Annotated in this window: 16 protein-coding genes; 14 read left to right on the top strand and 2 right to left on the bottom strand. The window is 55.7% G+C overall.

Annotation, left to right across the window (positions count from 1 at the left end; genetic code table 11):
• Positions 1-155 precede the first annotated feature (155 nt).
• Positions 156-899: an RraA family protein gene (locus tag RID21_RS08900; protein ID WP_145038722.1), complete on the bottom strand. Its 744-nt coding sequence runs from the start codon at positions 897-899 to the stop codon at positions 156-158.
• Positions 900-1,012: 113 nt separating this feature from the next.
• Here RID21_RS08900 and RID21_RS08905 point away from each other — a divergent pair, with 113 nt between their 5' ends.
• From RID21_RS08905 to RID21_RS08925, 5 genes are all read left to right on the top strand, one after another.
• Positions 1,013-1,714, top strand: a complete 702-nt coding sequence (locus RID21_RS08905) for a FadR/GntR family transcriptional regulator (RefSeq protein WP_350188287.1) — start codon at positions 1,013-1,015, stop codon at positions 1,712-1,714.
• Positions 1,715-1,745: 31 nt separating this feature from the next.
• Positions 1,746-3,311 carry a hypothetical protein gene (locus RID21_RS08910; RefSeq protein WP_350188288.1) on the top strand — a complete coding sequence of 522 codons (1,566 nt, stop codon included), beginning with the start codon at positions 1,746-1,748 and terminating at the stop codon, positions 3,309-3,311.
• Positions 3,312-3,340: 29 nt separating this feature from the next.
• Positions 3,341-4,969, top strand: coding sequence for a glycoside hydrolase family protein (locus tag RID21_RS08915; RefSeq protein WP_350188289.1), 1,629 nt, complete (start codon positions 3,341-3,343; stop codon positions 4,967-4,969).
• A gap of 147 nt (positions 4,970-5,116) precedes the next feature.
• Positions 5,117-7,537, top strand: a complete 2,421-nt coding sequence (locus RID21_RS08920) for a DUF1549 domain-containing protein (RefSeq protein ID WP_350188290.1) — start codon at positions 5,117-5,119, stop codon at positions 7,535-7,537.
• 60 nt (positions 7,538-7,597) lie between these two features.
• A complete protein-coding gene (locus tag RID21_RS08925; RefSeq protein ID WP_350188291.1) occupies positions 7,598-9,055 on the top strand; it encodes a DUF1501 domain-containing protein in 1,458 nt (485 codons plus the stop codon).
• A gap of 39 nt (positions 9,056-9,094) precedes the next feature.
• Here the strand turns inward: RID21_RS08925 and RID21_RS08930 are convergent, their stop codons facing one another.
• A complete protein-coding gene (locus RID21_RS08930; RefSeq protein WP_155363260.1) occupies positions 9,095-9,490 on the bottom strand; it encodes a helix-turn-helix transcriptional regulator in 396 nt (131 codons plus the stop codon).
• 314 nt (positions 9,491-9,804) lie between these two features.
• Between RID21_RS08930 and RID21_RS08935 the strand changes: the two genes are divergently transcribed.
• The 9 genes from RID21_RS08935 (at position 9,805) to RID21_RS08975 (ending at position 22,425) form a co-directional block, all read left to right on the top strand.
• Positions 9,805-11,394, top strand: coding sequence for a proton-conducting transporter transmembrane domain-containing protein (locus RID21_RS08935; protein ID WP_350188292.1), 1,590 nt, complete (start codon positions 9,805-9,807; stop codon positions 11,392-11,394).
• Between the two features lie 57 nt (positions 11,395-11,451).
• Entirely contained in the window at positions 11,452-14,004 is a 2,553-nt protein-coding gene (locus RID21_RS08940) for a YbcC family protein (RefSeq protein WP_350188293.1), read from the top strand.
• 182 nt (positions 14,005-14,186) lie between these two features.
• Positions 14,187-14,408 carry a hypothetical protein gene (locus RID21_RS08945; protein ID WP_350188294.1) on the top strand — a complete coding sequence of 74 codons (222 nt, stop codon included), beginning with the start codon at positions 14,187-14,189 and terminating at the stop codon, positions 14,406-14,408.
• A gap of 88 nt (positions 14,409-14,496) precedes the next feature.
• A complete protein-coding gene (locus RID21_RS08950) occupies positions 14,497-14,844 on the top strand; it encodes an HPF/RaiA family ribosome-associated protein (protein WP_350188295.1) in 348 nt (115 codons plus the stop codon).
• Between the two features lie 215 nt (positions 14,845-15,059).
• A complete protein-coding gene (locus tag RID21_RS08955) occupies positions 15,060-17,201 on the top strand; it encodes a peptidase domain-containing ABC transporter (protein ID WP_350188296.1) in 2,142 nt (713 codons plus the stop codon).
• Positions 17,191-18,675, top strand: coding sequence for an HlyD family secretion protein (locus RID21_RS08960; protein ID WP_350188297.1), 1,485 nt, complete (start codon positions 17,191-17,193; stop codon positions 18,673-18,675). The genes RID21_RS08955 and RID21_RS08960 overlap by 11 nt, the downstream gene beginning before the upstream one ends.
• A gap of 184 nt (positions 18,676-18,859) precedes the next feature.
• Positions 18,860-20,665, top strand: a complete 1,806-nt coding sequence (locus RID21_RS08965) for a TolC family protein (protein WP_350188298.1) — start codon at positions 18,860-18,862, stop codon at positions 20,663-20,665.
• A 215-nt stretch (positions 20,666-20,880) separates the two neighbouring features.
• Positions 20,881-21,348, top strand: a complete 468-nt coding sequence (locus RID21_RS08970) for a hypothetical protein (RefSeq protein WP_350188299.1) — start codon at positions 20,881-20,883, stop codon at positions 21,346-21,348.
• 78 nt (positions 21,349-21,426) lie between these two features.
• Positions 21,427-22,425, top strand: coding sequence for a DUF1559 domain-containing protein (locus RID21_RS08975; RefSeq protein WP_350188300.1), 999 nt, complete (start codon positions 21,427-21,429; stop codon positions 22,423-22,425).
• The last annotated feature ends 22 nt before the right edge of the window (positions 22,426-22,447 follow it).

Here is a 22,447-nt window from a genome sequence, read left to right on the forward strand (position 1 = left end):
GTAAGTCTTCACCGTGGCCTAGGGTATGCTGTTACTCCTGTCATCAGGACTTCAACAACAGAAAACCCAAATTAGCCGTAGGGCATTAGCCCCGGTTGAAACGACTTTGGTATAGACCATCCAGATTCTCAAACACTAACTGGTACTAGAGACGATCAGGAATCCGCCTCAGACGGTGCGATCATCGTTTTCAGTTCGCGCTTCAGTTCCGCCAGGCGGGCCAGCATCTCGCGGATCGTCTCCTGGTGATGTTCCAGGTTGGCCCGTCCTTCGCGAAGTGGATCTAAAACGATCGCTTCGTACTTGAGATACTCGGCACAGGCATAAGGCACTGCCGCTGCGATTTCTCGCGGGATCGTTACAACACCATTACAGTCGCCGTGCAGCAGATCACCGGGCCGGATGGTCAAGCCGCCGACCTCCACGGGAATGCCGGTCTCTTCGAAATGACAGTAACCGTGCCCACACATGATTCCGTGACTGAAACAGGGGAAATCGAGTAGTCTGACATTATCGATATCCCGGGCGGCCCCCGAAGTGATCAGACCGACGGCTCCAAAGGTTTTGTAAGTCAGACACATTCCGTCCCCGAACGTGGCTCCCGCGGGGGGATCGTCCAGATCCTGAAAGACGACAATCGCCGGTCCGGGTAGTTCTGCGAACGAACTGATCAGCCGCGCAGACACGCCGGGATCGATGTCCGCTGCAGGCGGCGCGGAAGAACGAAAGGTCGCGGTCGCCGCATAACCGACCATGGGAGGCAGCTCCGGAAAGCAGGCTGCGATCTCCCGTTGCATGTAACCCGCGGTCCGCGGTCGCACCTCAAACAGCTCAATCGCGTTGCAGATCGTCGGCGTATCAAACTGCTGTAACTCGGTCAGATCAGGTAATGCAGACATCAGAGATTTCCCAAATAAGGTTTGACATCAGGAATTGAACAGATACTATTTAATCAGAAATAGACACGATGTAAATCAATAATCTGACGAAAACTGTTTAATAAGTAGTATCTATGGCCGCCGAAACCAGTATCCAGTTAACCCAGTCTGACGAGCTTGCCGAGCGGATTCGGGCCCGTATTCAGGACGAACGGCTCACCGACGGGGCCTTTTTCATGACTGAAGCCGACCTCGCGGAAGAGTACGACGTTTCGCGAACCGTTGCCCGGGAAGCCGTCAGTCGACTGGTGGCCATCGGCCTGCTCGAAGCCCGCAAACGGCTGGGGCTGATTGTCAGACGTCCCGATCCGCTTCGTCTGCTACAACTGGGGCTGCCCTCCTTATTCGACTCTGATCAGGATATCGCTGAGCTGTCGATGCTGCGTTACGTGGTTGAGATGGGGGCCGTCGACCTGGCCATCCGCAACGGCAGCGACGAACAGTGCCAGCAGCTTTGTGAACTGGCGCAGGAGATGGAAACCGCCATTCGCAGTCACCGGCCCGAGAAGATTTCCGAACTGGATATCGCCTTTCACTCGCTGTTGTTGCAGATGACATCGTCCACGTTGATCGCCGGCATGCAGCGGGTGCTGGTCAACTTCTTCGATTCGGCCTATCAGAATTATCAGTCCGACGCGGCGACCGGCGAACGGATGATCTGGGAGCACCAGGAACTGGCTGCCGCCATCCGTGATCGTGATTCGAACCGGGCCCGCACCATGATGCAGATGCAGTCCCGCTTCTGGCTGGATCAGAAACCAACAGACTCAAAATAAATTATCCGCGCTCAATTCAGGAAGCAGCCTTATGCAGGGGAATTCAGACAGCACTCAAACACAGCCGTCAATCGGTACGCATCATGTCAGTCCAGGGGGGAGGGCAGGGACCTGGTGTTGTGGTCTGCTCCTCCTGCTCCTGTTGACCGGCACCGGTCTGGCCCGCGACATTCATGTTGACCCGGATAACGGCAATGACGCTGCCCAGGAAGGGCCGCTCAAAACAATCCGTCAGGCGATCCGCAACGCGCAGCCGGGCGACGCGATTCATCTGCAGCCCAAAGTCTATCACGAATACGCCGGCTTTTACGGCAAGCGCGGAGAACCGGGCAAGCCGATCACCCTCGACGGGCACGGTGCCACGCTGGAAGGTTCCGACCCCCTCGACATTACTCAATGGAACGAAGTCAAACCGGACCTCTATCGTAGTGAGCAACTCCTGCCTGCGGTCACTGATGCCATCCTGCAACGCTGGTTTTTCGTCTGGAACGGCAAGATGGTTCACATGGGCCGGACCTCCAAAGGACCCAGTCAGGAACTCAAACAGCCGGCGGAACTGAAGGTGGGAGAATGGACGTTTGTGAAAGCAGGGCCCGCCGACGAAAAGTCATCCCAGATCAAGGGAGCCTTTTATTTGAAAGTCTCTCCCGGTGCGCAGCTCAGCGAACAGCAGATTCGCGTTCCCGTCCGTTCCGCGGGAGTACAGTTTGGCGGTTCGAAAGACAACTACAATGCGCACCTGGTGATTCGCAACCTGACCTGCACGCATCCCTATAACGATGGTTTCAATATCCACGGACATTGTGAAGACGTACTGTTCGAAAATATCCAGGCCATCGAATGTGGCGATGACGGCATCAGTGCTCACGAGACGGCCGAGTACAAAGTCGACGGCTTTGTTTCGATCGGAAATTCGACCGGCATCTGCGACACGGGATCCAGTCGGACCAGTTACAATCGGGTCTATATTCGCGACTGTCTCGGCTTTGATCTCTTTTTCCTCGATACGGGACGTTATGAATTGACTAATGCGGTCGTGCTTTCATCCGCTGTTCGCACGCTGATGCTCACCGGACGCGCGGAAGAGACAGAACCCTGCACGCTGACGATGAAGAATGTTTTTATCCGGCGGGTCAGGGGGAAGAACGAAGTTCGTGTGTCCCGCAATTCGATTCTGGATGCGAGCCATGTTACGCTGATGGGACTCAACTTCCAGGCGACCGGTGGCGAAGTCCGTCTGTTTGATTCCCTGATTGCCGGCGCGACTGCCCGACAGATCGAGGAAGCGGAATATGAGTACTTGAATGTCTCGCGGTCTGCCGATCCCCTGACTACGGAGATGTCGATCTGGAAAGACGTCAAATGGACGGGCGACCGCAACCGCTATCAACTGCAGAGTCTGCGCCTGGATCGCACCTTTTTCGCTCCCCAGGACTTCGCAACATTCCAGCAGCAGATCGGCCAGGAACAGGAGTCCCAGTGGTTATCCGATGTCTCCCACGTCACCGGCTGTGGCGCCGACCTGGTCAAACTGAAACAGACCGTGATTCCCGAACGTGAACTGAAATCTCCGCGGATCCAGTCACTCCTTCCCTGATGAACGTCCTTGAACACGAAAGAACCAGCATGCACGCCCCTCATTCTCGTCAACGGTCAGGACTCCTCGCCTGCTCCCTGATCCTGGTCTGTATTCTTTCTCTGAATGGACAGCTGGCGGCACAAACGCCGGGCCGGGTCTCTGTCGACCGGGGACCGGCTGTTGAAGAAGCGGTCTTTTTCTCATTCGATGACCGCGCGATTCCCTGGCGTCACAATCTGGCACTGACGCCACAGACGGCGAAAAAACATCCCGCCAATCCGGTGCTCCGCCGGGGACCGGAAGGCGCCCCTGATCACGGACATGCGATTCTGTATGGCAGCGTGCTGTATCTGGATGGGAAGTTCCGCATGTGGTACCTGGGCATGTTCGAGACCGCGATCAAAAGCGGCCAGGCGCCCGGCTGGTGGCGGCCCATGTGTTACGCCGAGAGCGACGACGGCATTCACTGGACTAAACCGAAACTGAACCTGGTCGAATTCAACGGTAACAAACAGAACAACATCTGCCTGATCAAGTCGCGGGTTCCTTCGCTGGCCAAGGTCAATGATTTTCTGACGGTCCTGTATGACGCCAACGATCCCGATCCCCAGCGGCGTTATAAGTGTGCCTACATCGCGCATCCCCCGTTCGCCGACGTACGCGGCGGGCGCAGTCAGATCGGTCCGGATGAACGTCGCTGGGGTGCCTTCATCTGCGCGACCAGTGCAGACGGCCTGACCTGGAATGTTGTCGGAGACCGGCCGATGAATGCGGGAGGGGAACGTTTTGAAGTTTCCAGTCTCTACCGTTACGGCAACTTCTATTATGCCAGTGGTCAGTTGATTTCTCCCTGGACCTGGCGGATGGATGGTTCGAAAATTGGTCGCGTGATGCTCACCTACCGTTCGCCCGACTTTGAACACTGGTCCGGTGCGAAAGCACTCTCATTTGCCCGCCCGGGACAATTAACGGCCATACCCGTACCCGGTCAGCAGACGCACATGGGGGCCGGCATCTGGAATCGTGGCAACGTGCTGGTCGGCCTGTACGGCATGTGGCAAGATGCGCCTGAGAAACCCAAGGATGGCCGCTACTGGAATACCGGCGTCAGCGTCGATCTGGGGCTGATTGTCAGTGATGACGGCGTCCATTTCCGCGAACCGGTGCCCGATCATCCGGTCATCGCCCGAGGGGAAAAAGGGGAGTGGGATGATATCGCCCTCCTGCAGGGACACGCGTTCGTTAACAAGGGGGACCAGACCATGATCTGGTATTCTCACTGGGACACCGGCGGTAAGCTCAAGAACATGGAGATCGGACTGGCCACCCTCCGCCGGGACGGCTTTGGTTATCTCTCCCGCAAACTCGAAAAGAACGGCGCCCACTTTGTAACTGCTCCTTTCACAACGGAAGGAAAGCTGCAACTCTCCGTGAACCTGGAAGGGGTCAGCCAGGACAGACCGCTGACCGTCGAGCTGCTGGATGAATACGATCGGCCGCTGCCCGGATACTCGGGAGATCAGGCAGCCCAGGTGACAGAGCCCGGCACACGGACGCCCGTCGTCTTTCCAGGTCAGCAGAACAGCACGCTGCCCGCAGGGAAACCGCTGGCGTTACGCGTCACATTCCCGGATTCCGAGGAAGTCAAAGTCTACGCTCTGTATGTAGGCCAGTAAGGGAGTCATGGCTTCACCGCTGTCACTGGAAATGCCTGTTCCTCTGTTGAGCGGAAACCTGAATCCAATTTGCGGGCGCCCCCCGGTCTATGATATAATCAAGCTTTGATTCATAGACGAATTTCCCACCTGCAGCAGGCTCGCCCGATGAAATTACGTTTTGTTCTTCCCCTGATAGTCGTGTTCCAGATCACGATGGCGTCCGCCGTTCAGGCAAAGCCCATAGATTTCGCCCATGATGTGGTACCGATTCTGAAACAGCATTGCGTCGCCTGTCATGGGGGACGCGAAGCGAAGGGCTCGTTTTCACTGAATACCCGCACGCTTTGGATGGAGTCCGGCTTTGTCGATGTGAAAGACCCCGCAGCGTCGTATCTGCTGGAACTGGTCACCTCTCAGGATCCGGAAATGCAGATGCCTCCCAAAGGGAAGCCGCGTCTGTCGGCGAAAGAGGTCGAGACGCTCAAACAGTGGATCAGCGAAGATCTGCCCTGGGAAGCCGGTTTTACATTCGGGAAACAGGCATACGAGCCTCCGCTCAAACCGCGGCGTCCCGAACTCCCTGCCGCCGTCGATAATCGCACGCATCCCATCGATCGCCTGATCGATCACTACCTGGCCGAACACCAGCTGCCCCGTCCCGGACCGATCGACGATGCGACTTTTCTGAGACGCGTCCGCCTCGACCTGACGGGCCTGCTTCCCACGCCGGAAGAGTTAAATGCGTTTCTGGAAGATCCGTCCTCCGATAAACGGACGCGCAAAATTCAGGAGCTGCTCTCTGATGACACCGCCTACGCCGATCACTGGCTGTCGTTCTTCAATGATCTGCTTCGTAACGATTACAGCGGAACCGGTTTCATCACCGGGGGCCGCAAACAGGTTTCCGCCTGGTTGTATGAATCGCTGCTCTACAACAAACCCTTTGACCAGCTGACGCGCGAACTGATCGCGCCACCCACCGATGCCAGCCGCGGGTTCATCGATGGCATCAAGTGGCGAGGTAATGTCTCAGCCGGGCAGACTGTCGAGATTCAGTTCGCCCAGAGCCTGGGGCAGGCCTTTCTGGGGATTAACCTCAAGTGTGCCTCCTGTCACGACAGTTTCATCGATCGCTGGACGCTGGAAGAATCATACGGGCTGGCCGCCATTTACTCGGAACGTGCACTGGAAATCCATCGTTGTGATAAACCGATCGGCAAGACCGCGAAAGCCAGCTGGCTCTTTCCGGAACTGGGTACGATCGATGCAGGCGCTTCCCGCGCAGCACGTCTGCAGCAGCTGGCCCAGCTGATGACCCATCCGGACAACGGGCGGTTTACCCGCACAATTGCGAACCGGCTCTGGCATCGTCTGCAGGGCAGGGGGATCGTGCATCCGCTCGACGCCATGCAGACCAAACCCTGGAACGAAGACCTGTTGGATTATCTGGCCGTTTACCTGAGCGACAACAAGTACGACATCAAAAAAGTCCTGGAACTGATCGCGACCTCTGAGGCGTACCAGTCGCAGGTGGAAATTGTCGCAGGTGGAGAAGACTCCGATTACCTGTATCGCGGTCCCCGCTCACGTCGACTCACGGCAGAGCAGTTTCTGGATGGCGTCTGGCAGATCACGGGTGCCGCTCCGGCCAAGTTCGAAGCCCCCATCTTTCGCACGCGGATTGAACCGGATCAGAAGCAGGATTATGACCTCAAAGCCAAATGGATCTGGGGCGATTCTGCGAAGCAGGTGCCCCCCGCGGATGAGACGATTGTGGTCCGCAAAATCATCGAGTTGCCCGCTGCAGTCAAACGGGGAGGCGCGGTTCTGACCTGCGATAATTCGCACATCCTGTTTATCAATCGCAGGGAAGTCGACAAAGGTGACAACTGGGCCCAGGTCCGCACGCTCCCCCTGCACACGTTATTGAAACCGGGCAAGAATGAAATCACGGCCATCGTACATAACGGGGGAGGCACTCCCAATCCGGCAGGCTTCTTCTTCGATGCACGACTGGAACTCGAGAACGGGGAACAGCGCGAAATCTCTTCCGACGCCTCGTGGGAGTGGAATCCGAACGCACCCGCGACGAAGGAAGGTCGCCTGGGAGGCATTTCCGGAAAGTGGGCTCCCGTTACCATCGTCAAGCCGGTCGGCAGCTGGACGAACGCCGTCGACTCTCAGGCCCGCAGCCTACTGGCAGTCGCCGCGGAAGGCAAACAACCGATGGTCCGGGCTTCCTTGCTCAAAAATACCGCGTTGATGAAATCACTGGGACGGCCGATGCGGGAACAGATTGTTTCGATGCGACCCAGCCAACTGACGACGCTGGAGGCCATCGACCTTTCCAATGAAGCGACCCTGGCCCAGGCGTTTGCCCAGGGGGCACAGCGTCTGATCACACAGACCGACGGCGATCCCCAGCGTCTGACCGAGCATCTGTACCAGTTCGCGCTTTCCCGCAAACCGACGACCGCCGAGACCGAAATCATCACACAGATCCTGGGCGAACAACCCCAGCCGGCCCAGGTCGAGGACCTGCTCTGGTCGGTCTGTATGCTGCCCGAGTTTTTCCTGATCCGTTGACGACTGTTATAATACCTGTATTCCGAGTCTTTAATGCTCCTCTCACAGTGAGAACGACCGATGACATTTGAAATCGATCCCACCGCACCCGAACAGATTGTCCGCCGCGATTTCCTCAAGCATCTGAGTGCCGCTGGCGCTGCGGCGCTGATGTCGGGAACGCCACGTCTGCTCTCCGCGAATGAAACAGAACCGGTCAAACAACCTGAGGCTACCGCAGACAGTTGCATTCTGCTCTGGATGGGAGGCGGGATGGCGGCACCGGATACTTTCGATCCCAAACGCTATCTGCCGTTCAAAAAAGGGCTCAAAGTCGCCGATATGCTGAGCACCTTCCCGGCAATCCACACTGCCGTCGATGGACTGGAAATCTGTGAGGGACTGGAAGGCATCGCATCGGTGATGGACCGTGGGACGCTGATCCGCTCGGCCGTACAGCCCGACCTGGGCAGCATTCTGCACTCGCGACATCAGTATCACTGGCACACCGGTTATGTTCCTCCACAGACCGTCGCCGCTCCGCATTTAGGCGCCTGGATGGCCCGGGTGATCGGCCCCCGTAATCCTGTGATGCCGGCCTTCATCAATGTAGGCCAGCGACTCGAAGGCGTCGGGGAGAGCGAAGAGCTCAAAGCCTTCACCACGGCCGGATTTTTCGGCAGCGAGTTTGGACCGCTCAACCTGCCTTATCCCGAGGAAGCCGCCAAGTCGGTGCGCCCGCCTCAGGGAATGACGGGGCAACGGTTCGTCAACCGCAACAAGCTTTATCGGAAGCTCATCGATCAGAGCCCGCAGCGGGAACTGATGAGCGACTATCATCAGGAATCGATGCTGCGGTCGATGGACAAGGCGTATCGCCTGCTCAGTTCCAAAGAACGGGATGCCTTCGACATCACGCTGGAAAAGGAAGATGTCCGCCAGAAGTACGGCGACAGTCGCTTCGGTCGTGGCTGTCTGCTGGCCCGACGCCTGGTGGAATCGGGAGCGAGGTTTGTCGAAGTCACAACCGAGTACGTTCCCTTCCTGCACTGGGACACGCACGCCGACGGGCATACCACCATGGACCGTATGCATAAGGAAATCGACCCGCCGATCACGCAGCTGATTCTCGATCTCGAAGCGCGGGGCCTGCTCGACCGGACCCTGGTGATTATCGCTTCAGAATTCAGCCGCGATGCACTGATCGAAGGTCAGCCCGGCTCCAACGCCCGGGATCAGGCTCGCGAGAAGGTCGATGAAATCTCCGAGATGAAGCACTTTGGTCTGCATCGTCATTTCACCGGAGGCACCAGCGTTGTGATGTTTGGCGGTGGAATGAAACGCGGCTTCGTCTACGGCAAAACAGCAGACGAGCGCCCACTGATGGCGATTGAAAATCCGGTCTCCATCGAAAATCTGCACGCCACCATCATGACAGCGATGGGCATCAGCCCCAAAACCGGCTTCGACATCGAAGGCCGTCCGTTCTATGTCACCAAAGATGCTAAGGGACAGGCGGTACAGGAACTATTTGCGTAAACCAGAGTCTGTTTGCATGAATGATAGTTCTGCCAGCGTCTAGTCCAGCGCCACCAGGTTCAGCAGGTCCCCGATCGATTTGTGTTTTTCGATCGGGTGCCGTAATGCCTGATCCGTAAGTACCTGGTAATGGTTCTGACGTCCGATTTTCTCTCGCTGCAGAAACCCCTCTTCCTCCAGGTCCTGGATGATCCGCTGTACTGCACGCTCGGTAATTCCCACTTCGAGGGCCACTTCTCGCAGCACAATCGTGGGATTCCGGTGCAGGACGATCAGTACATGCGCGTGGTTCGTCAGGAATGTCCAGCGATGTCCCGATTCGGGGACTGCCTTCCGGGAAGAGGCGGAGTCGACTGCAGAATCCGCCGCTGTTTTACCCGTCTCCTTCGGGGGTTCCGCTTTACGTGACTGACGTTTACTAGACGCTTTACCCATGATTCAAACTCCGTCTCAGTTCTGGCATTTAAATCAAGATGTCAGAACTTTTTTTATTGCGTGACTGTTCCCGGAGAAAGGGGACTGGAAATGACCATATCTTATTATAGCGACTGATGATACGAAATGCTATTCGTGAATGCCAGATCGTTTGATGGTCGAGAAATTTGCTCGAAAATGCTCTTTCTAATCAGTTTTGCTCATAAAAATTCCCCGTTAATGGCGAAGTACTATTGACGAAAACAAATTCGTGTATCACAATACGCGAATAGATAAGCGCAAAATATACTTCGCAAAAAAAAAGGGAGAGCATTGTGTATCTGTTGGCAGAGACATTGATCGTTTCCGCAGGATTATTGATGGCAACGGGACTGGTGCCAGGTCGCTGGTGCAAAAAGCTGCAGTTCAAGTTGCGTGATGGCGTGACGCTGCTGGCGGGTTTACAGACCCTGCTGGCACTGGCCATCACCCTGATGAACGTGACGGGCGCCTGGTGGGGAACGGGGCCGTTCACCGAACCAGTTCGCATCGACGTTGGCGGAGTGCAGTGGCTGCTGCTGGATGGCACTTCCAGTCTGATGTTTGCCCTGGTATCCTTCGTGGGCTGGGTCATCTGTCGCTACTCGATCCGGTTTCTGGATGGTGAGCCCGAATTCGGCAATTACTATCGCTGGACCGCGCTGACGATTGGAGCCGTCTCCCTGATGGCTCTGTCAGGGAATCTGCTGCTGTTCATCGCTGCCTGGGCTCTCTCCAGCCTGGGGCTGCATCATCTGCTCCTGTTCTACCGTGAACGTCCCGCGGCCCGACGGGCTGCCTGGAATAAGTTCATTGTCAGTCGAACCGGTGACCTTTGTCTGCTGATCGCTGTTGTGCTGATCTACCTGGAATGCCAGACTCTGAACTTCACCCCACTGTTTGAGCAACTGGCAGGATCTGGTTCAACGGAGAGCATGCCTTTAATGTGCGGTATCTGGCTGCTGGTGATCGGGGCAGCGATTAAAACGGCACAGTTCCCCTTTCACTCCTGGCTACCTCAGACCCTGGAGACACCGACGCCGGTCTCCGCCCTGATGCACGCCGGTATTGTGAACGCGGGCGGTTACCTGCTGATTCGCACGAGTCCACTGGTTCAACTGGTTCCCGCAGCGTTGGCCTGCCTGGTGCTGATCGGAACCCTCACGGTCTGTATTGCCGCCACATCGATGCTGGCTCAGAACAGCGTTAAAAAGAAACTGGCTTATTCCACAGTCGCCCAGATGGGCTTCATGATGTTGCAGTGTGGCCTGGGAGCCTTCTCTGCGGCCATGCTGCACCTGCTGGCGCATTCCTTCTACAAAGCGTATGCCTTCCTCAGCAGCGGAAGTGTGCTTGAGCACAAACGGGCACTCGGCAGGGGGGCAGAACCGTTGCAGACGGTGCCTGTCTCTCCCTGGAAGCTGTTGCTGACAACCGGTGGTGTTGTTCTCGGGTTTCTGGCAGTGCTGTCCCTGTTTGGAATCAATCCAGCCACCAAACCAGGGGGCATTCTGCTGGGATTGGTTGTCTGTCTCGCGCTGACGGGCTGGCTGAAACAGGCCTGGCAGACCGGCGAATACCTGCTCGTACTCCGTACCTCCTGGGCCGCCGGGGGCATCTGTCTGCTCTACTGTCTTGCCTTTCTTACTGTTGACCGCCTCGTGACGCCGACTCCGGTCACGGCTTTTGCCGATCCCTCGCTGCTGTTGATTGGGGGACCTGCAGTTCTGGTGGTCCTCGGTTTTACCAGCCTGCTGTTGCTGAATGACCGGCTGACACAGTCACGGAGACCAGACTGGATGAATGCCTTCTACATCCACGCCCTGAACGGGTTTTACGTCGAAGCCTGGTTACGTCAGCGATTGGGGCACCTTTTGAAACAGTGAGTCTGCCCGGTTTTGTTGCTCTGAATCAATCACAAATTCCCCAGGAAGGTAAATCTCATGTCACAAGTACAGTCTGCTGTCATCAATAAACACCCGCTGGAGGTCTGGCGGGGAATATCCTCCCGGCAGTTGCCCGAACGGGAACTGCTGCAGGAGGCCCTGCAGAGCGTGCATCAGTGCATCTCCCCGGTCTGGCCGTTGAAAGATTACGTCGCCGTCAATCCCTACCACGGGATCACCGATCGTTCCTTTCTCAATGTCCGAAAATATCTGCGGATCTTTTCGGATTCGGAAACACTCATGCCACTAACGCACTACGCCACCGCGTTTCGTGCCGGACAGCTTGAACTCAATGATATTGAGTCGGCCCTGGCAGAGCTGCAGGCTGAAAACCTGGTAGCCGAGTCCCTGCCCACTGCCGACCAGATGGTAGCCTGCCTGGAGACTCTGGAATCTGCTACTGCAGAGCCGGATACGCCCGATAAAACGCCCTGCAAACGACAGATGCGTGCCTTCTCAGAAATCCTGGATGCACAGACGGGCGGTGACTGGACGCAAACGATCGGCGATGAACTTTCTAAATTCTGTGCCCTGCATTACGACCAGGGAGAAGCTGCCTGGAAAAGTTCCTGGCAGCATCTGTCACTCTTCGAAAGCTGGCGAAACGCAGCGCAACATGATCGCAGCATGGAGATCATGGGCGTCAGCTGTTTCCGTCAACTGGTCCAGCAGTTACCGGACTCCGCAGAAACGACGCTGGCTGTGATGCTGGAAGAACTGAAAGTGCCGCGGGCACTCTGGGAGACGTATCTGCTCTGTCTGGCCTGTCAGACACCTGGCTGGAGCGCCTGGGCGAAATACCAGTTCGAACAGGGAACCTCCGAGGAACTCGATAGCAGCGATCTCACTGGACTGCTGGCAATCCGACTCGTTTACGAAGCAGCCCTCTCTGAGGCGAAGTCGTTCGAAGTCGACTGGAGCAAACTGGCCGGAGGCATGCCCGTCCGGTTCAAAGTTCCCTTCGATTCCGAAGAGCAGGTCATCGAACGCTACATTCTGCTGCGGGCCTCTGAAATTGCCTACCGCAACAAGTTGCTCAACAGTCTGCGTGACAATGTTTCAAACTGCGGTAAGTCGACCGAGCAAAAGCTGGCCCAAATGGTATTCTGTATCGACGTGCGATCCGAACGGATGCGACGTCAGCTGGAACAGACGTCCGCAGAGATCGAAACACTCGGCTTTGCCGGCTTCTTTGGAATTCCCATGGAATATATCCGCTGGGGCGATCAGGGGGGAGATAACCAGCTTCCGGTTCTGCTCCAGCCTCAGTTCCAGGTAACTGAAGAACTCCCGAAGAAAGATCAGGGACAACAGGAGCTACTGCTGGAACAGCAGGGGGGCAATCGGTCGTTCCGCAAACTCTGGAAGCGATTTCAACAGTCAGCAGTCGGGAGCTTCCCCTTCGTAGAAACGATGGGCCTGTTTTACGGGCTTTTGCTGGGCAAGCGCGCCTGGGGAACCAGAGTCAGCGATGGTATGGAGTCTAAGGGATCGCATTCACAGCATCGGAAGCCAGTGCCACGTCCGAGTCTGAACGGCCTGGATGCGCAGGGGATTACCGTTGAAAAACTGACTGAGATGGCTGAGACGATTCTGAAGAACATGAGCCTCACAGCAGGATTTGCCCGGCTGGTGGTCTTCTGCGGTCACGAAAGCCAGACTGTGAATAATCCTCTCAAGGCGGGGCTGGACTGCGGTGCTTGTGGCGGTCATTCCGGTGCCTCTAATGCCCAGGTAGCTGCTGAGATCATGAACCTGGCTGCAGTGCGACGGGGGCTCAAACGAAAAGGTATCGAGATTCCAGAGGATACGGTCTTTATTGCAGGTGTGCACAACACGACGACAGACCAGATCCGCTTTTTCGAACCGGACCAACTCTCCGCATCACACCGAGAGGAGTTGGACTCACTGCAGCAACTTACACTGCAGGCAACACATCTGACTCGGGCGGAACGACTGACGTCCCTCAACAGTGAATCTGTCAGTAAACTCTTACAACGGGCCGGCGACTGGTCCGAGGTGCGACCGGAATGGGGGCTGTCCAATAATGCAGCCCTGGTGGTAGGGCCTCGGGAATTGACACGCGCGGTCGACCTCGATGGTCGTACTTTTCTGCACAACTATGATCCCAACCAGGATCCGGAAGGGACCGTGCTGGAGAATATCATGACCGCTCCCATGATCGTGGCCCACTGGATCAACATGCAATATTACGCGTCGACTGTCGATCAACGTTACTGCGGTAGTGGGAATAAAACCGTACATAACGTGACCGGCGGTTTCGGCATCCTCTCCGGCAATGGTGGTGATCTGATGACCGGGTTGCCCTGGCAGTCTCTGCACGACGGTCAGAACCTGCAGCATCAACCGCAGCGACTGCAGGTCGTGATTAACGCATCGCGACAGGCTATTGAAAACGTGATTGCCCGACACACGCTGGTCGCCAATCTTCTGCAGGGAAGCTGGCTTTACCTGATCGCCTGCGAAGCAGGAGAGTTCTATCAATATCGCGCGGGCAATCAGTGGAAGCACCTTGATCGCGCTGAATAAAGCCAGTCACCGTGTGAATAGAATTCGCTGTGACATCAACTGTTTTTTAATACTAACCCGAGGACTTGAAAAGGAGAATTGAAGATGACTCTGACATTGACCGACAAAGCCCAGCCCGGGGAAATACCGGAAACGAGTTCTGCGAGCAGCAGCTTTACGAGGCGCTGTCACGCTATCATTCAATGCTGTGTTCCATCGATGTGACGATTCAGAACCCGCGCAGCTCACGAGGTCGCAGGCAGAAAACATTTCGCGTGCAGATTCGGCATGAATCGGGAGAGATTATGTTGATCCATCGCGGCGAAGAATGCGTTAGCTCACTGACGGCCATCGTGAAGAGAGCGGAAAAAGCAGTCTCCCGCGCACGCGTTCGTTATCTGACGCGATTGAGTGGAGAAATCTGAGTTTAGAGCCAGAGAGTCCAGTTGGTTTGGACAGGTTTGAATCTGGTGTACGAAATAACCTGGTTTTTTCAGCTGAAGGAGTCTCGTAATGACGATATCATATACAGATCGAAATGGTTTATTGAACTTTCGATTGAAACAATTGTGTAAACGCAGGTTAGAGTACGCACTTTCACGCTTTCAGAACCGGATCAGGTCGATTGACCTTTGTGTCAGCGATCTGAATGGACCCCGGGGAGGCATAGATAAAGCCTGTCGAGTACGAATTGTACATGAGAAGGGATCGGTAATCGTCAATCAGAAAAGTGAGGATCTTGCTGTCTGTATTTCACGTGTGGCGGAAAAAGCGGCCCGGGCCCTGTCTCGCTCGTTGGGGCGTTCACTGAAATTCAGACGTGAAAGACTTAACATCGCTCTGGATAACGAGATGGAATAGTTCTGAATTAATACATTCCTTTAAAAATGGGACGATGTCTCTATGATTATCTGGGAAAAGAACCTATCTTGCGATTCCTGTAAGTATCAGGAAATCAAGGGGTAGCAGGATCCTGAAGGGCTGATGGTGCTACTTGATTTCCACCATAGAAAATGTCAGCACGCTGATGCTTTTCTAACCCGCCTGGTAATCTGATTACTTCTACAGAGACTGATATGAATCTGGATCGCTCCGATATAAAAGCGGCGGCCTGGTTGTTTGAACAACTCTCAATTGAGGCTGGTCACTCTGCTGATCGATCGCGCATACAACGTACGTTGATCGAATCCGCTGCCGCTACATCTTCAGAACACGACGACCACTGGTGGAGCTGGCTCATTGAAGCCAGCCGCAGCCTGGGGCTGAAGTTCAAATTAATGGACTGTACCTTCCGTGAAGTGCGCAATATCACCCGGGAAGGGGGGCGTCTGATCACCCGCGTGGGTGATAAACCCAGCTGGATGGCCCTCATGGGCAGTAAGCGTCAGCGGTTTCAGTTGCTGCAACCCGATGAGGATCAGAAACAGCAATGGGTCAGTTCCCGCAGGTTGAGAAGACTGCTCGAACTTTCTGAACGTGATCAGGTGGTCCGCTGCCTGGTCATCAAGCCCGATCTGGCTGCCGGCGGTGATGGTGCCCACGAAACGCATCATCTGCCTCCCCTGGATCGTGTGCTGACGTTAATGAAACCCGAGGCGTCCGACATCTGGACGGTGACCGTGTTTGCTCTGATTACCGGTCTGCTCGCACTGGCAACACCGCTGGCCGTGGAATCGCTGGTGAATACGGTGGCCTTCGGACGACTCCTCCAGCCGGTGGTGGTCCTCGCATTAATGTTGCTGGCTTTCCTCTCTTTTTCAGCGGCCCTGTTGGGGTTACAGACGTACGTCGTCGAAATTATTCAACGCCGGATCTTTGCGCGCGTGTCTGCGGATCTTTCCTATCGTCTGCCCCGTGTGATCCCCTCTTCCATGGAGGGACAGTCGGCCCGGGAACTGGTCAACCGCTTTTTCGATGTGATCACAGTACAGAAAGCGTCCTCCGCCCTGATGCTTGACGGTATTTCGCTGGTGCTGAATACCCTGATCGGTATGACCGTGCTGGCCTTTTATCATCCCTGGTTGCTGGGCTTCGACATTGTATTGCTGGCACTGATTCTATTTATCATTTTTGTACTCGGACGTGGTGCCGTGAATACAAGCATCAAAGAGTCGAAAGCCAAGTATGTCGTAGCCAGCTGGCTGGAAGACCTGGTCAACTGTCCGACCGCGTTCCGCTATCGGGGAGCTGCCGAGTTTGCCCTCGATCAGGCCGATCATTACACTTATGAATATCTCAATGCGCGGAAAAAACACTTCCGCATTGTCATGCGTCAGATCATTTTTGCCCTCGGATTGCAGGCGGCCGCAAGCACCACGCTGTTGGGGCTGGGGGGCTGGCTGGTGATTGCCGGACAGCTGACGCTGGGGGAACTGGTGGCTGCTGAGCTGATTGTGACCGTGATCGTCGGCTCGTTCGCCAAAATGGGAAAACACCTGCAGAGTTACTACGACCTGCTCGCTTCGGTCGATAAACTGGGGATGTTGTTTGACCTGCCCATGGAACGTCAGGATGGTCTGCTGCAATTTTCCCAGAGCGACCCGGCTGAAGTCAGTATCAACGGCGTCGGTTTTATCGATTTCCACGGCCATTCCAGTGAGCATCACATTGACCTGTTCGTAGAAAGCGGCGCGCGACTGATGCTGACGGGGCCGAGTGGCAGTGGCAAAAGCCGCCTGCTGGACCTGCTTTTTGGACTGGCGCCTGTATCGAAGGGACACGTCTCCATCAACGAGATCGATCCCCGCGACATGCGACCCGACGCACTGCGGAAACACGTCGCTCTGGTGCGGAATATCGAAATCTTCAATGGCTCCCTGGAAGAAAATATTCACCTGGAACGCCCTTACGTCTCGACCAGTGATGTGCGCGAAGCCCTGGAATGGGTCGGACTGTATGAACAGGTCTTGAAACTGCCTCACGGTTTGCAGACAGAGCTGGTCGATACCGGATATCCGTTAACCGAGAATCAGGCTCGCAAGCTGATGCTGGCCCGGGCTATCGTCGGACGGCCGCGTCTGTTGCTGGTGGATGGTCTGCTCGATGCACTTCCCGATGACGAGGCGGAGGAACTGACCCGCATGCTGGTTGACTCCGACCGTCTCTGGACACTGATCATGGTAACAGGCAGACGAAATCTAATTGAGCTGGGGAACAGCACTCACACCCTGAGCGGTTCGGAAGCAATGCTTTCGGGAGGATCTGCAGATGTCAGTTGAACCATCCCTTGATGTACCCGCTTCAAAAGCGGAAGAGCAACGGCTCTCGATGCTGACGCCCGTAGCCTACAGCGAATCGAGCATGCCCTCCCTGCGCCTGGTCCGTTCTTCACGTCTGGCCCGGCGGATCGCGAAAATTCTGTTTCTGCTGCTGATCCTGACGATTCTGTTGATGATGTTCGCTCCCTGGCAGCAGTCGGTGACCGGCACGGGAAATGTTCTCGCTTATTCTCCCGATCAGCGACAGCAGGTGATTCAGGCGACCATCAAGGGGAAACTTTCCCGTTGGGGAGATGAGATTTACGAAAATGCCAAGGTCAAAAAGGGACAGGTGATTGCCGAGATCAGCGACTTGGACGAATCGTACTCGGCCCGGCTCGAAATGCAGCTTCTGAACTCCCGCCAGGCGGTTACCGCTGCGGAACAGCATCTGGAAGCCAGTCAGCGGGCGCTTGAAGCGGCCAAAACGATTGTGCATTCCTATCAGGATCAGGTGCAGGCTTACGAAACCGTCAAACGGGAAACGATCGCCGCCCAAAATTCGTACATCGAGGTTGCGGATAAAAAGGTCAAAGCCGAACAGCAGAAACTGCTTGAACTGGAAGCCGCCATCCCCCAGTTACAGGCCGAATATGATCGCATGAAAACCCTGTACGGAGAGAATAATATCTCACTTCAGAAAGTGCAGGAGGTCCAGCGGAAACTCAAAGAGGCACAGAGTAAGGTTAAAGGAGCCGATTTTTATTACGCCGCCGCCAAAGACGAACTGGCGGGCAAACAGAGTGAGCGGAATGCCAAAGTTGAGAAAGCTCAAGCCGATATCGATAAGGCCAAGGCAATGTTGAGAAAAGCCAACGGCGATGTCTCTAAAGCCGAGAGCGACATCGCCAAGTCGCGTCAGGAGCTGAATAAAGCACAAAAAGACGTGCTGGATATGCAGGTTAAGGTTTCACGCCAGGAGAGCCAGGTCATCAAGGCTCCATTCGACGGCTATATTGTGCAGATCACACCCAACCTGGGAACTGCGATTCTAAAACAGGGAGATCCCATCTGTACGATCGTCCCCTTTACCACCGATCGTTCCGTGCAGATCTGGCTCGACGGTAACGATGCGCCCCTGGTAGAGCCCGGCCGACATGTGCGTCTGCAGTTCGAAGGCTGGCCCGCCATCCAGTTCGCCGGCTGGCCCTCGGTGGCCGTCGGAACCTTCGGAGGCGAAGTCATTTCCGTAGACTCCATCGATGATGGTCGCGGCAAATTCCGGATCCTGGTCCGTCCCGATCCGGATGATAACCCCTGGCCCCAGGATCGCTTCCTGCGGCAGGGGGTGCGGGCAAATGCCTGGGTGCTGCTCAACAAGGTCCCACTCTGGTACGAAGTCTGGCGAAAGCTCAACGGCTTTCCTCCATCGATTTCGCTCGAAGAATCGGGGCAGAAAGACAGTAAAAACAAGCCTCCCAAACTTCCCAAGTGAGACTGGGGTATTTGGGCTGAGTTTTCTGCCTTGGTTGTCTCTTTCGGTAAAGCAGAATTGTTCTGTAATAACCGTCGTACGGCCTCAGGTTACGGTCAATTCTTCGATCCAGCACTGCCGAATTGTTAAACAGTTCGTGTTATTACTTCTTTAGCGACTGTGCTAAACAACCGGACCATGGTTAATGACCCGCCAAAATAAGTATGAAGCCATGTTGAGAGTTTGGATCATCCTGATCGCGGTCTGCTTTGAAGGCTGTGCCGCTACCAGACAGGCATTGACTGATTCCACACCGGAACCAGAAGCGTCTGTCGTCAAAATCAAACCGGCTGAAGATTCCAGTAAACTTCAGCCCCGGTCAACTGTTGCGCCAGTAGTTTACCCTGAAAGTCTGGCTGTGGCCGTCGATCGTGTCTCACCGGAAGCGGAAGCTTCTGCAGTACAACAGGTCGCCTCCGTCTCCACTTCCGTGGACGATCTGTTTTCCGGCAAAAGCACGACCCCGGAAGGGGCTGTCGCCAGTGCATTCTCAGTAAGCAAACAGCTTGGCGCTGAGTTCACTGCCAGCACACAGACAACAAACGAACTGACCGCCGAAGAATTCGCGATGGCACCGCATCTGCCGCCGTTGCCTGGAATGGACTTCAAACCCACTGCGCGGGGCCTTGTTCTGGATGAGGTCATCAATTCGGTGTATGCCAGCTATCCTCTTCTGGAAGCCGCCATTTACTCGCGTGATGTCGCAGCAGGTCAGCAGGTGGAGAGCATGGGCGAATTCGACCATAAGCTGAAAGCGGGCAGTGAAAACCAACCCATGGGTTTTTATCAGACCTATCGCCAGCACATCGGCCTGGTTAAACCGCTCTACCAGGGGGGGGAAGCGTTCGCCGGATACCGGATCGGGCGGGGTAGTTTCGAACCCTGGTACCTGGGACGCCAGACCAACGAGGGTGGGGAATTCAAAGCGGGCTTTATGGTTCCTTTAGCCAAGAACCGTGAGATCGATCAGCGTCGCGCCGCATTGTGGCGCGCCACCTATGGCGTTGATGCTGTCGAACCGGAAATTCAGGCACAGTTGATCAGCTTCGTTCAGCAGGGAAGCTATGCCTACTGGGACTGGGTGGCTGCGGGAGCAAAACTGGTCATCGCTGACCGGATTCTCAAGCTGGCCGAAGACCGCACCGATCGGATTCGCAGCCAGGTGGAAAACGGTTTCCTCGATCCTCCCGAGCTGACGGATAACCTGCGTCTGGTCGCCGAACGTCGAGGCAAGCGGGCACTGGCCGAACGTAAGCTGCAGCAGACTGCTGTCAAGCTTTCCCTTTACTACCGCGATGCGAACGGCGATCCCGTCATACCGGAAGCCAGCCAGGTGCCTGATTTTCCACAGTTGAGACTGATGGATGAGTCACAGGTTGCCATGGATGCGGCACGGGCGTTAGAGCAGCGTCCCGAAATCTACAGTCTCGATCTCTTACAGCGTCAGCTGGATATTGATTACTCCGAGGCCGAAAACGACTCCCTGCCCGCAGTAGACCTGCTGATGGCAGGGTCCAAGGATATGGGGTACCCCAGCAGCTACCAGAACTACAAAGGACCCTTTGAACTGGATGCTCATCTGTTAGTCGAAGTACCTCTCGAACGTCGCAAGGCTCGCGGTAAAATGCAGTCGGTCGGTGGTAAGCTCGCCCAACTGAATGCCAAGCGTCAGTTGACCGAGGATAAGATTGTAGCCGAAGTCGAGGCAGCATACGCCGGTCTGATTGGTGCTTTCAAGCAGGCCAAACAGGCTGACGAAGCCGTTGGTTATGCAGAAGACCTGGCCCGTCGAGAACGCCGCAACTTTGAAGAAGGTCTGTCCGACCTGTTAAAGGTCACCCTCCGCGAACAGTACGCCTTTGAATCTGCGGAGAAGGCTGTCGACGCCAAACTGCTCTACTTCCAGGAACAGGCCGATTACCGGGCCGCACTGGCTGAAGATCAACTCTGATCTTCAATTCGGTTGTTGAACTCCGATTTTCTCTCCGAGCAACGACCTCAGAGATTCAAACCAAAATCAGAACTTCGCGCTGGTGAAACGCCCCACGGTTACATTAGAATGATGGTTCGTCCCGGAGACAGAGTCGCTGTCATCCGGAGTCTACCGCTGACCCGCCCACCTGAACCGCGATCATGTTTCACCAGACTGGCCCATTATGGATTCAAGTGCGATCCCCGCGCTTATTGTGCCGACTGGTTACACTGTTCAGTTTCTGCCTGACTTCAACAGGAGTGCCCCTCGATTTTCTGCACGCAGCCCAGGCAGGTTGCCGCTGTGGAGACGAACTCCAGCAGTCCGGCCAATGCTGTTGTGCCCAAGCGGGACGTTCGCGCTGTCGGCAGCAGGTCAGGTCCTGCTGCCAGCAGAAATCCACCTCCAGTTGCTGTAGCGACAAAGGCTGTGGCTCTGTGGAAGAAGCGTCAACTGAATGCCCGCGCATCATGGCACTTTGTGGTTGTGGCAGTAAATCGCCCGGCGGTTCGTTGCTGAACAGCGAACCCCGAATTCTGGTCGCTCCGGTGTTGCTTACCGGACCTGCACCTGTGCGAAATTGTACCGCTCAGCGGTCTCCTCTCTTTGACGGTCACATTACCGTGCCGGACACCCCCCCTCCCGAATTGACGCTGATCTGAAAACGAAACAGTTTTACTAATCAGCTGCGCTGTCTCGACTGATGTTGCGCAGATTCCAATTCAACGGGAGTTACCCACATGAAATTGACGTTTCATTCCCGCGCCCGAAATACGCGCGGATTCACCCTCATCGAATTACTGGTCGTGATCGCGATCATTGCGATTCTGATCGCACTACTGCTGCCTGCCGTCCAGCAGGCACGTGAAGCAGCGCGGCGGAGTCAGTGTAAAAATAACCTCAAGCAGCTGGCACTGGCGCTGCATAATTATGAATCGGCACATCGCGTCTTTCCACCCGGCAGTCTCGGGTATCCTTATGTCTGGTCTGCGCATGCGCAACTGCTGCCCTTCGTCGATCAGGGAAACCTGCAGGGCCTGCTCAATTACGATGTGCCTCCACTCAATGCCTTTAACCCGGGTTCGTTTGATGCCACCGAGGTGGGCAATAATGATACGGCTGCCCGCACCAGGCTGCCTTTGATGGTTTGCCCCAGTGACAAAGACGCCGTTCCCGGATCCGATTACGCCGGGATCAGTTATCCCGCTTGTCTCGGATCCGGCTTGAATGGATCGGGGACAGCAGACGACGGCTCGAACAGCAACGCGGATGGCGTGATCTTTCAACGCTCGAAAATCCGTTTTCGTGATGTCACCGATGGGACTACGAATACGGTCCTGTTTAGTGAGCATCTACTCGGTGATGGACAGAACGCGGCACCCGCTACCGGCGATTATCGTCACCGGGTGATCGAGCTTTCCATGGGAACGCAAACCACACCCGCCGCCTGTACGGCAGCTTCTGCACCCGCCTGGTCCGGTCAGCGTGGTGCCAAATGGGTGAACGGTCACCTGGCAGACTCCATGTACAATCACTGGTATGGCCCCAACGCGAATGTTCCCGACTGCCAGAACGGCTTTCATAACTTTGGACTGGTCAGTGCCCGTAGCGCACATACCGGCGGAGTTCAAATCGCTCTGGTCGATGGCAGTTGCCGATTCGTCAGCGAGAATATCAATCTCGATATCTGGCGTGCCCTGGCTACGCGTGCCGGCGGTGAAGTCATCGGAGAATATTAATCAGCCTTTTCAATTCGTCCGG

The sequence above is a fragment of the Gimesia sp. genome (assembly GCF_040219335.1).
In the GTDB taxonomy this organism is placed as follows: domain Bacteria; phylum Planctomycetota; class Planctomycetia; order Planctomycetales; family Planctomycetaceae; genus Gimesia.

Coding starts and splice junctions, on each gene's coding strand:
- RID21_RS08945 (WP_350188294.1), top strand. CDS start 14,187: ATGCTGTGTTCCATCGATGTGACGATTCAGAACCCGCGCAGCTCACGA.
- RID21_RS08940 (WP_350188293.1), top strand. CDS start 11,452: ATGTCACAAGTACAGTCTGCTGTCATCAATAAACACCCGCTGGAGGTC.
- RID21_RS08925 (WP_350188291.1), top strand. CDS start 7,598: ATGACATTTGAAATCGATCCCACCGCACCCGAACAGATTGTCCGCCGC.
- RID21_RS08920 (WP_350188290.1), top strand. CDS start 5,117: ATGAAATTACGTTTTGTTCTTCCCCTGATAGTCGTGTTCCAGATCACG.
- RID21_RS08960 (WP_350188297.1), top strand. CDS start 17,191: ATGTCAGTTGAACCATCCCTTGATGTACCCGCTTCAAAAGCGGAAGAG.
- RID21_RS08915 (WP_350188289.1), top strand. CDS start 3,341: ATGCACGCCCCTCATTCTCGTCAACGGTCAGGACTCCTCGCCTGCTCC.
- RID21_RS08975 (WP_350188300.1), top strand. CDS start 21,427: ATGAAATTGACGTTTCATTCCCGCGCCCGAAATACGCGCGGATTCACC.
- RID21_RS08905 (WP_350188287.1), top strand. CDS start 1,013: ATGGCCGCCGAAACCAGTATCCAGTTAACCCAGTCTGACGAGCTTGCC.
- RID21_RS08930 (WP_155363260.1), bottom strand. CDS start 9,490: ATGGGTAAAGCGTCTAGTAAACGTCAGTCACGTAAAGCGGAACCCCCG.
- RID21_RS08955 (WP_350188296.1), top strand. CDS start 15,060: ATGAATCTGGATCGCTCCGATATAAAAGCGGCGGCCTGGTTGTTTGAA.
- RID21_RS08950 (WP_350188295.1), top strand. CDS start 14,497: ATGACGATATCATATACAGATCGAAATGGTTTATTGAACTTTCGATTG.
- RID21_RS08910 (WP_350188288.1), top strand. CDS start 1,746: ATGCAGGGGAATTCAGACAGCACTCAAACACAGCCGTCAATCGGTACG.
- RID21_RS08965 (WP_350188298.1), top strand. CDS start 18,860: ATGACCCGCCAAAATAAGTATGAAGCCATGTTGAGAGTTTGGATCATC.
- RID21_RS08900 (WP_145038722.1), bottom strand. CDS start 899: ATGTCTGCATTACCTGATCTGACCGAGTTACAGCAGTTTGATACGCCG.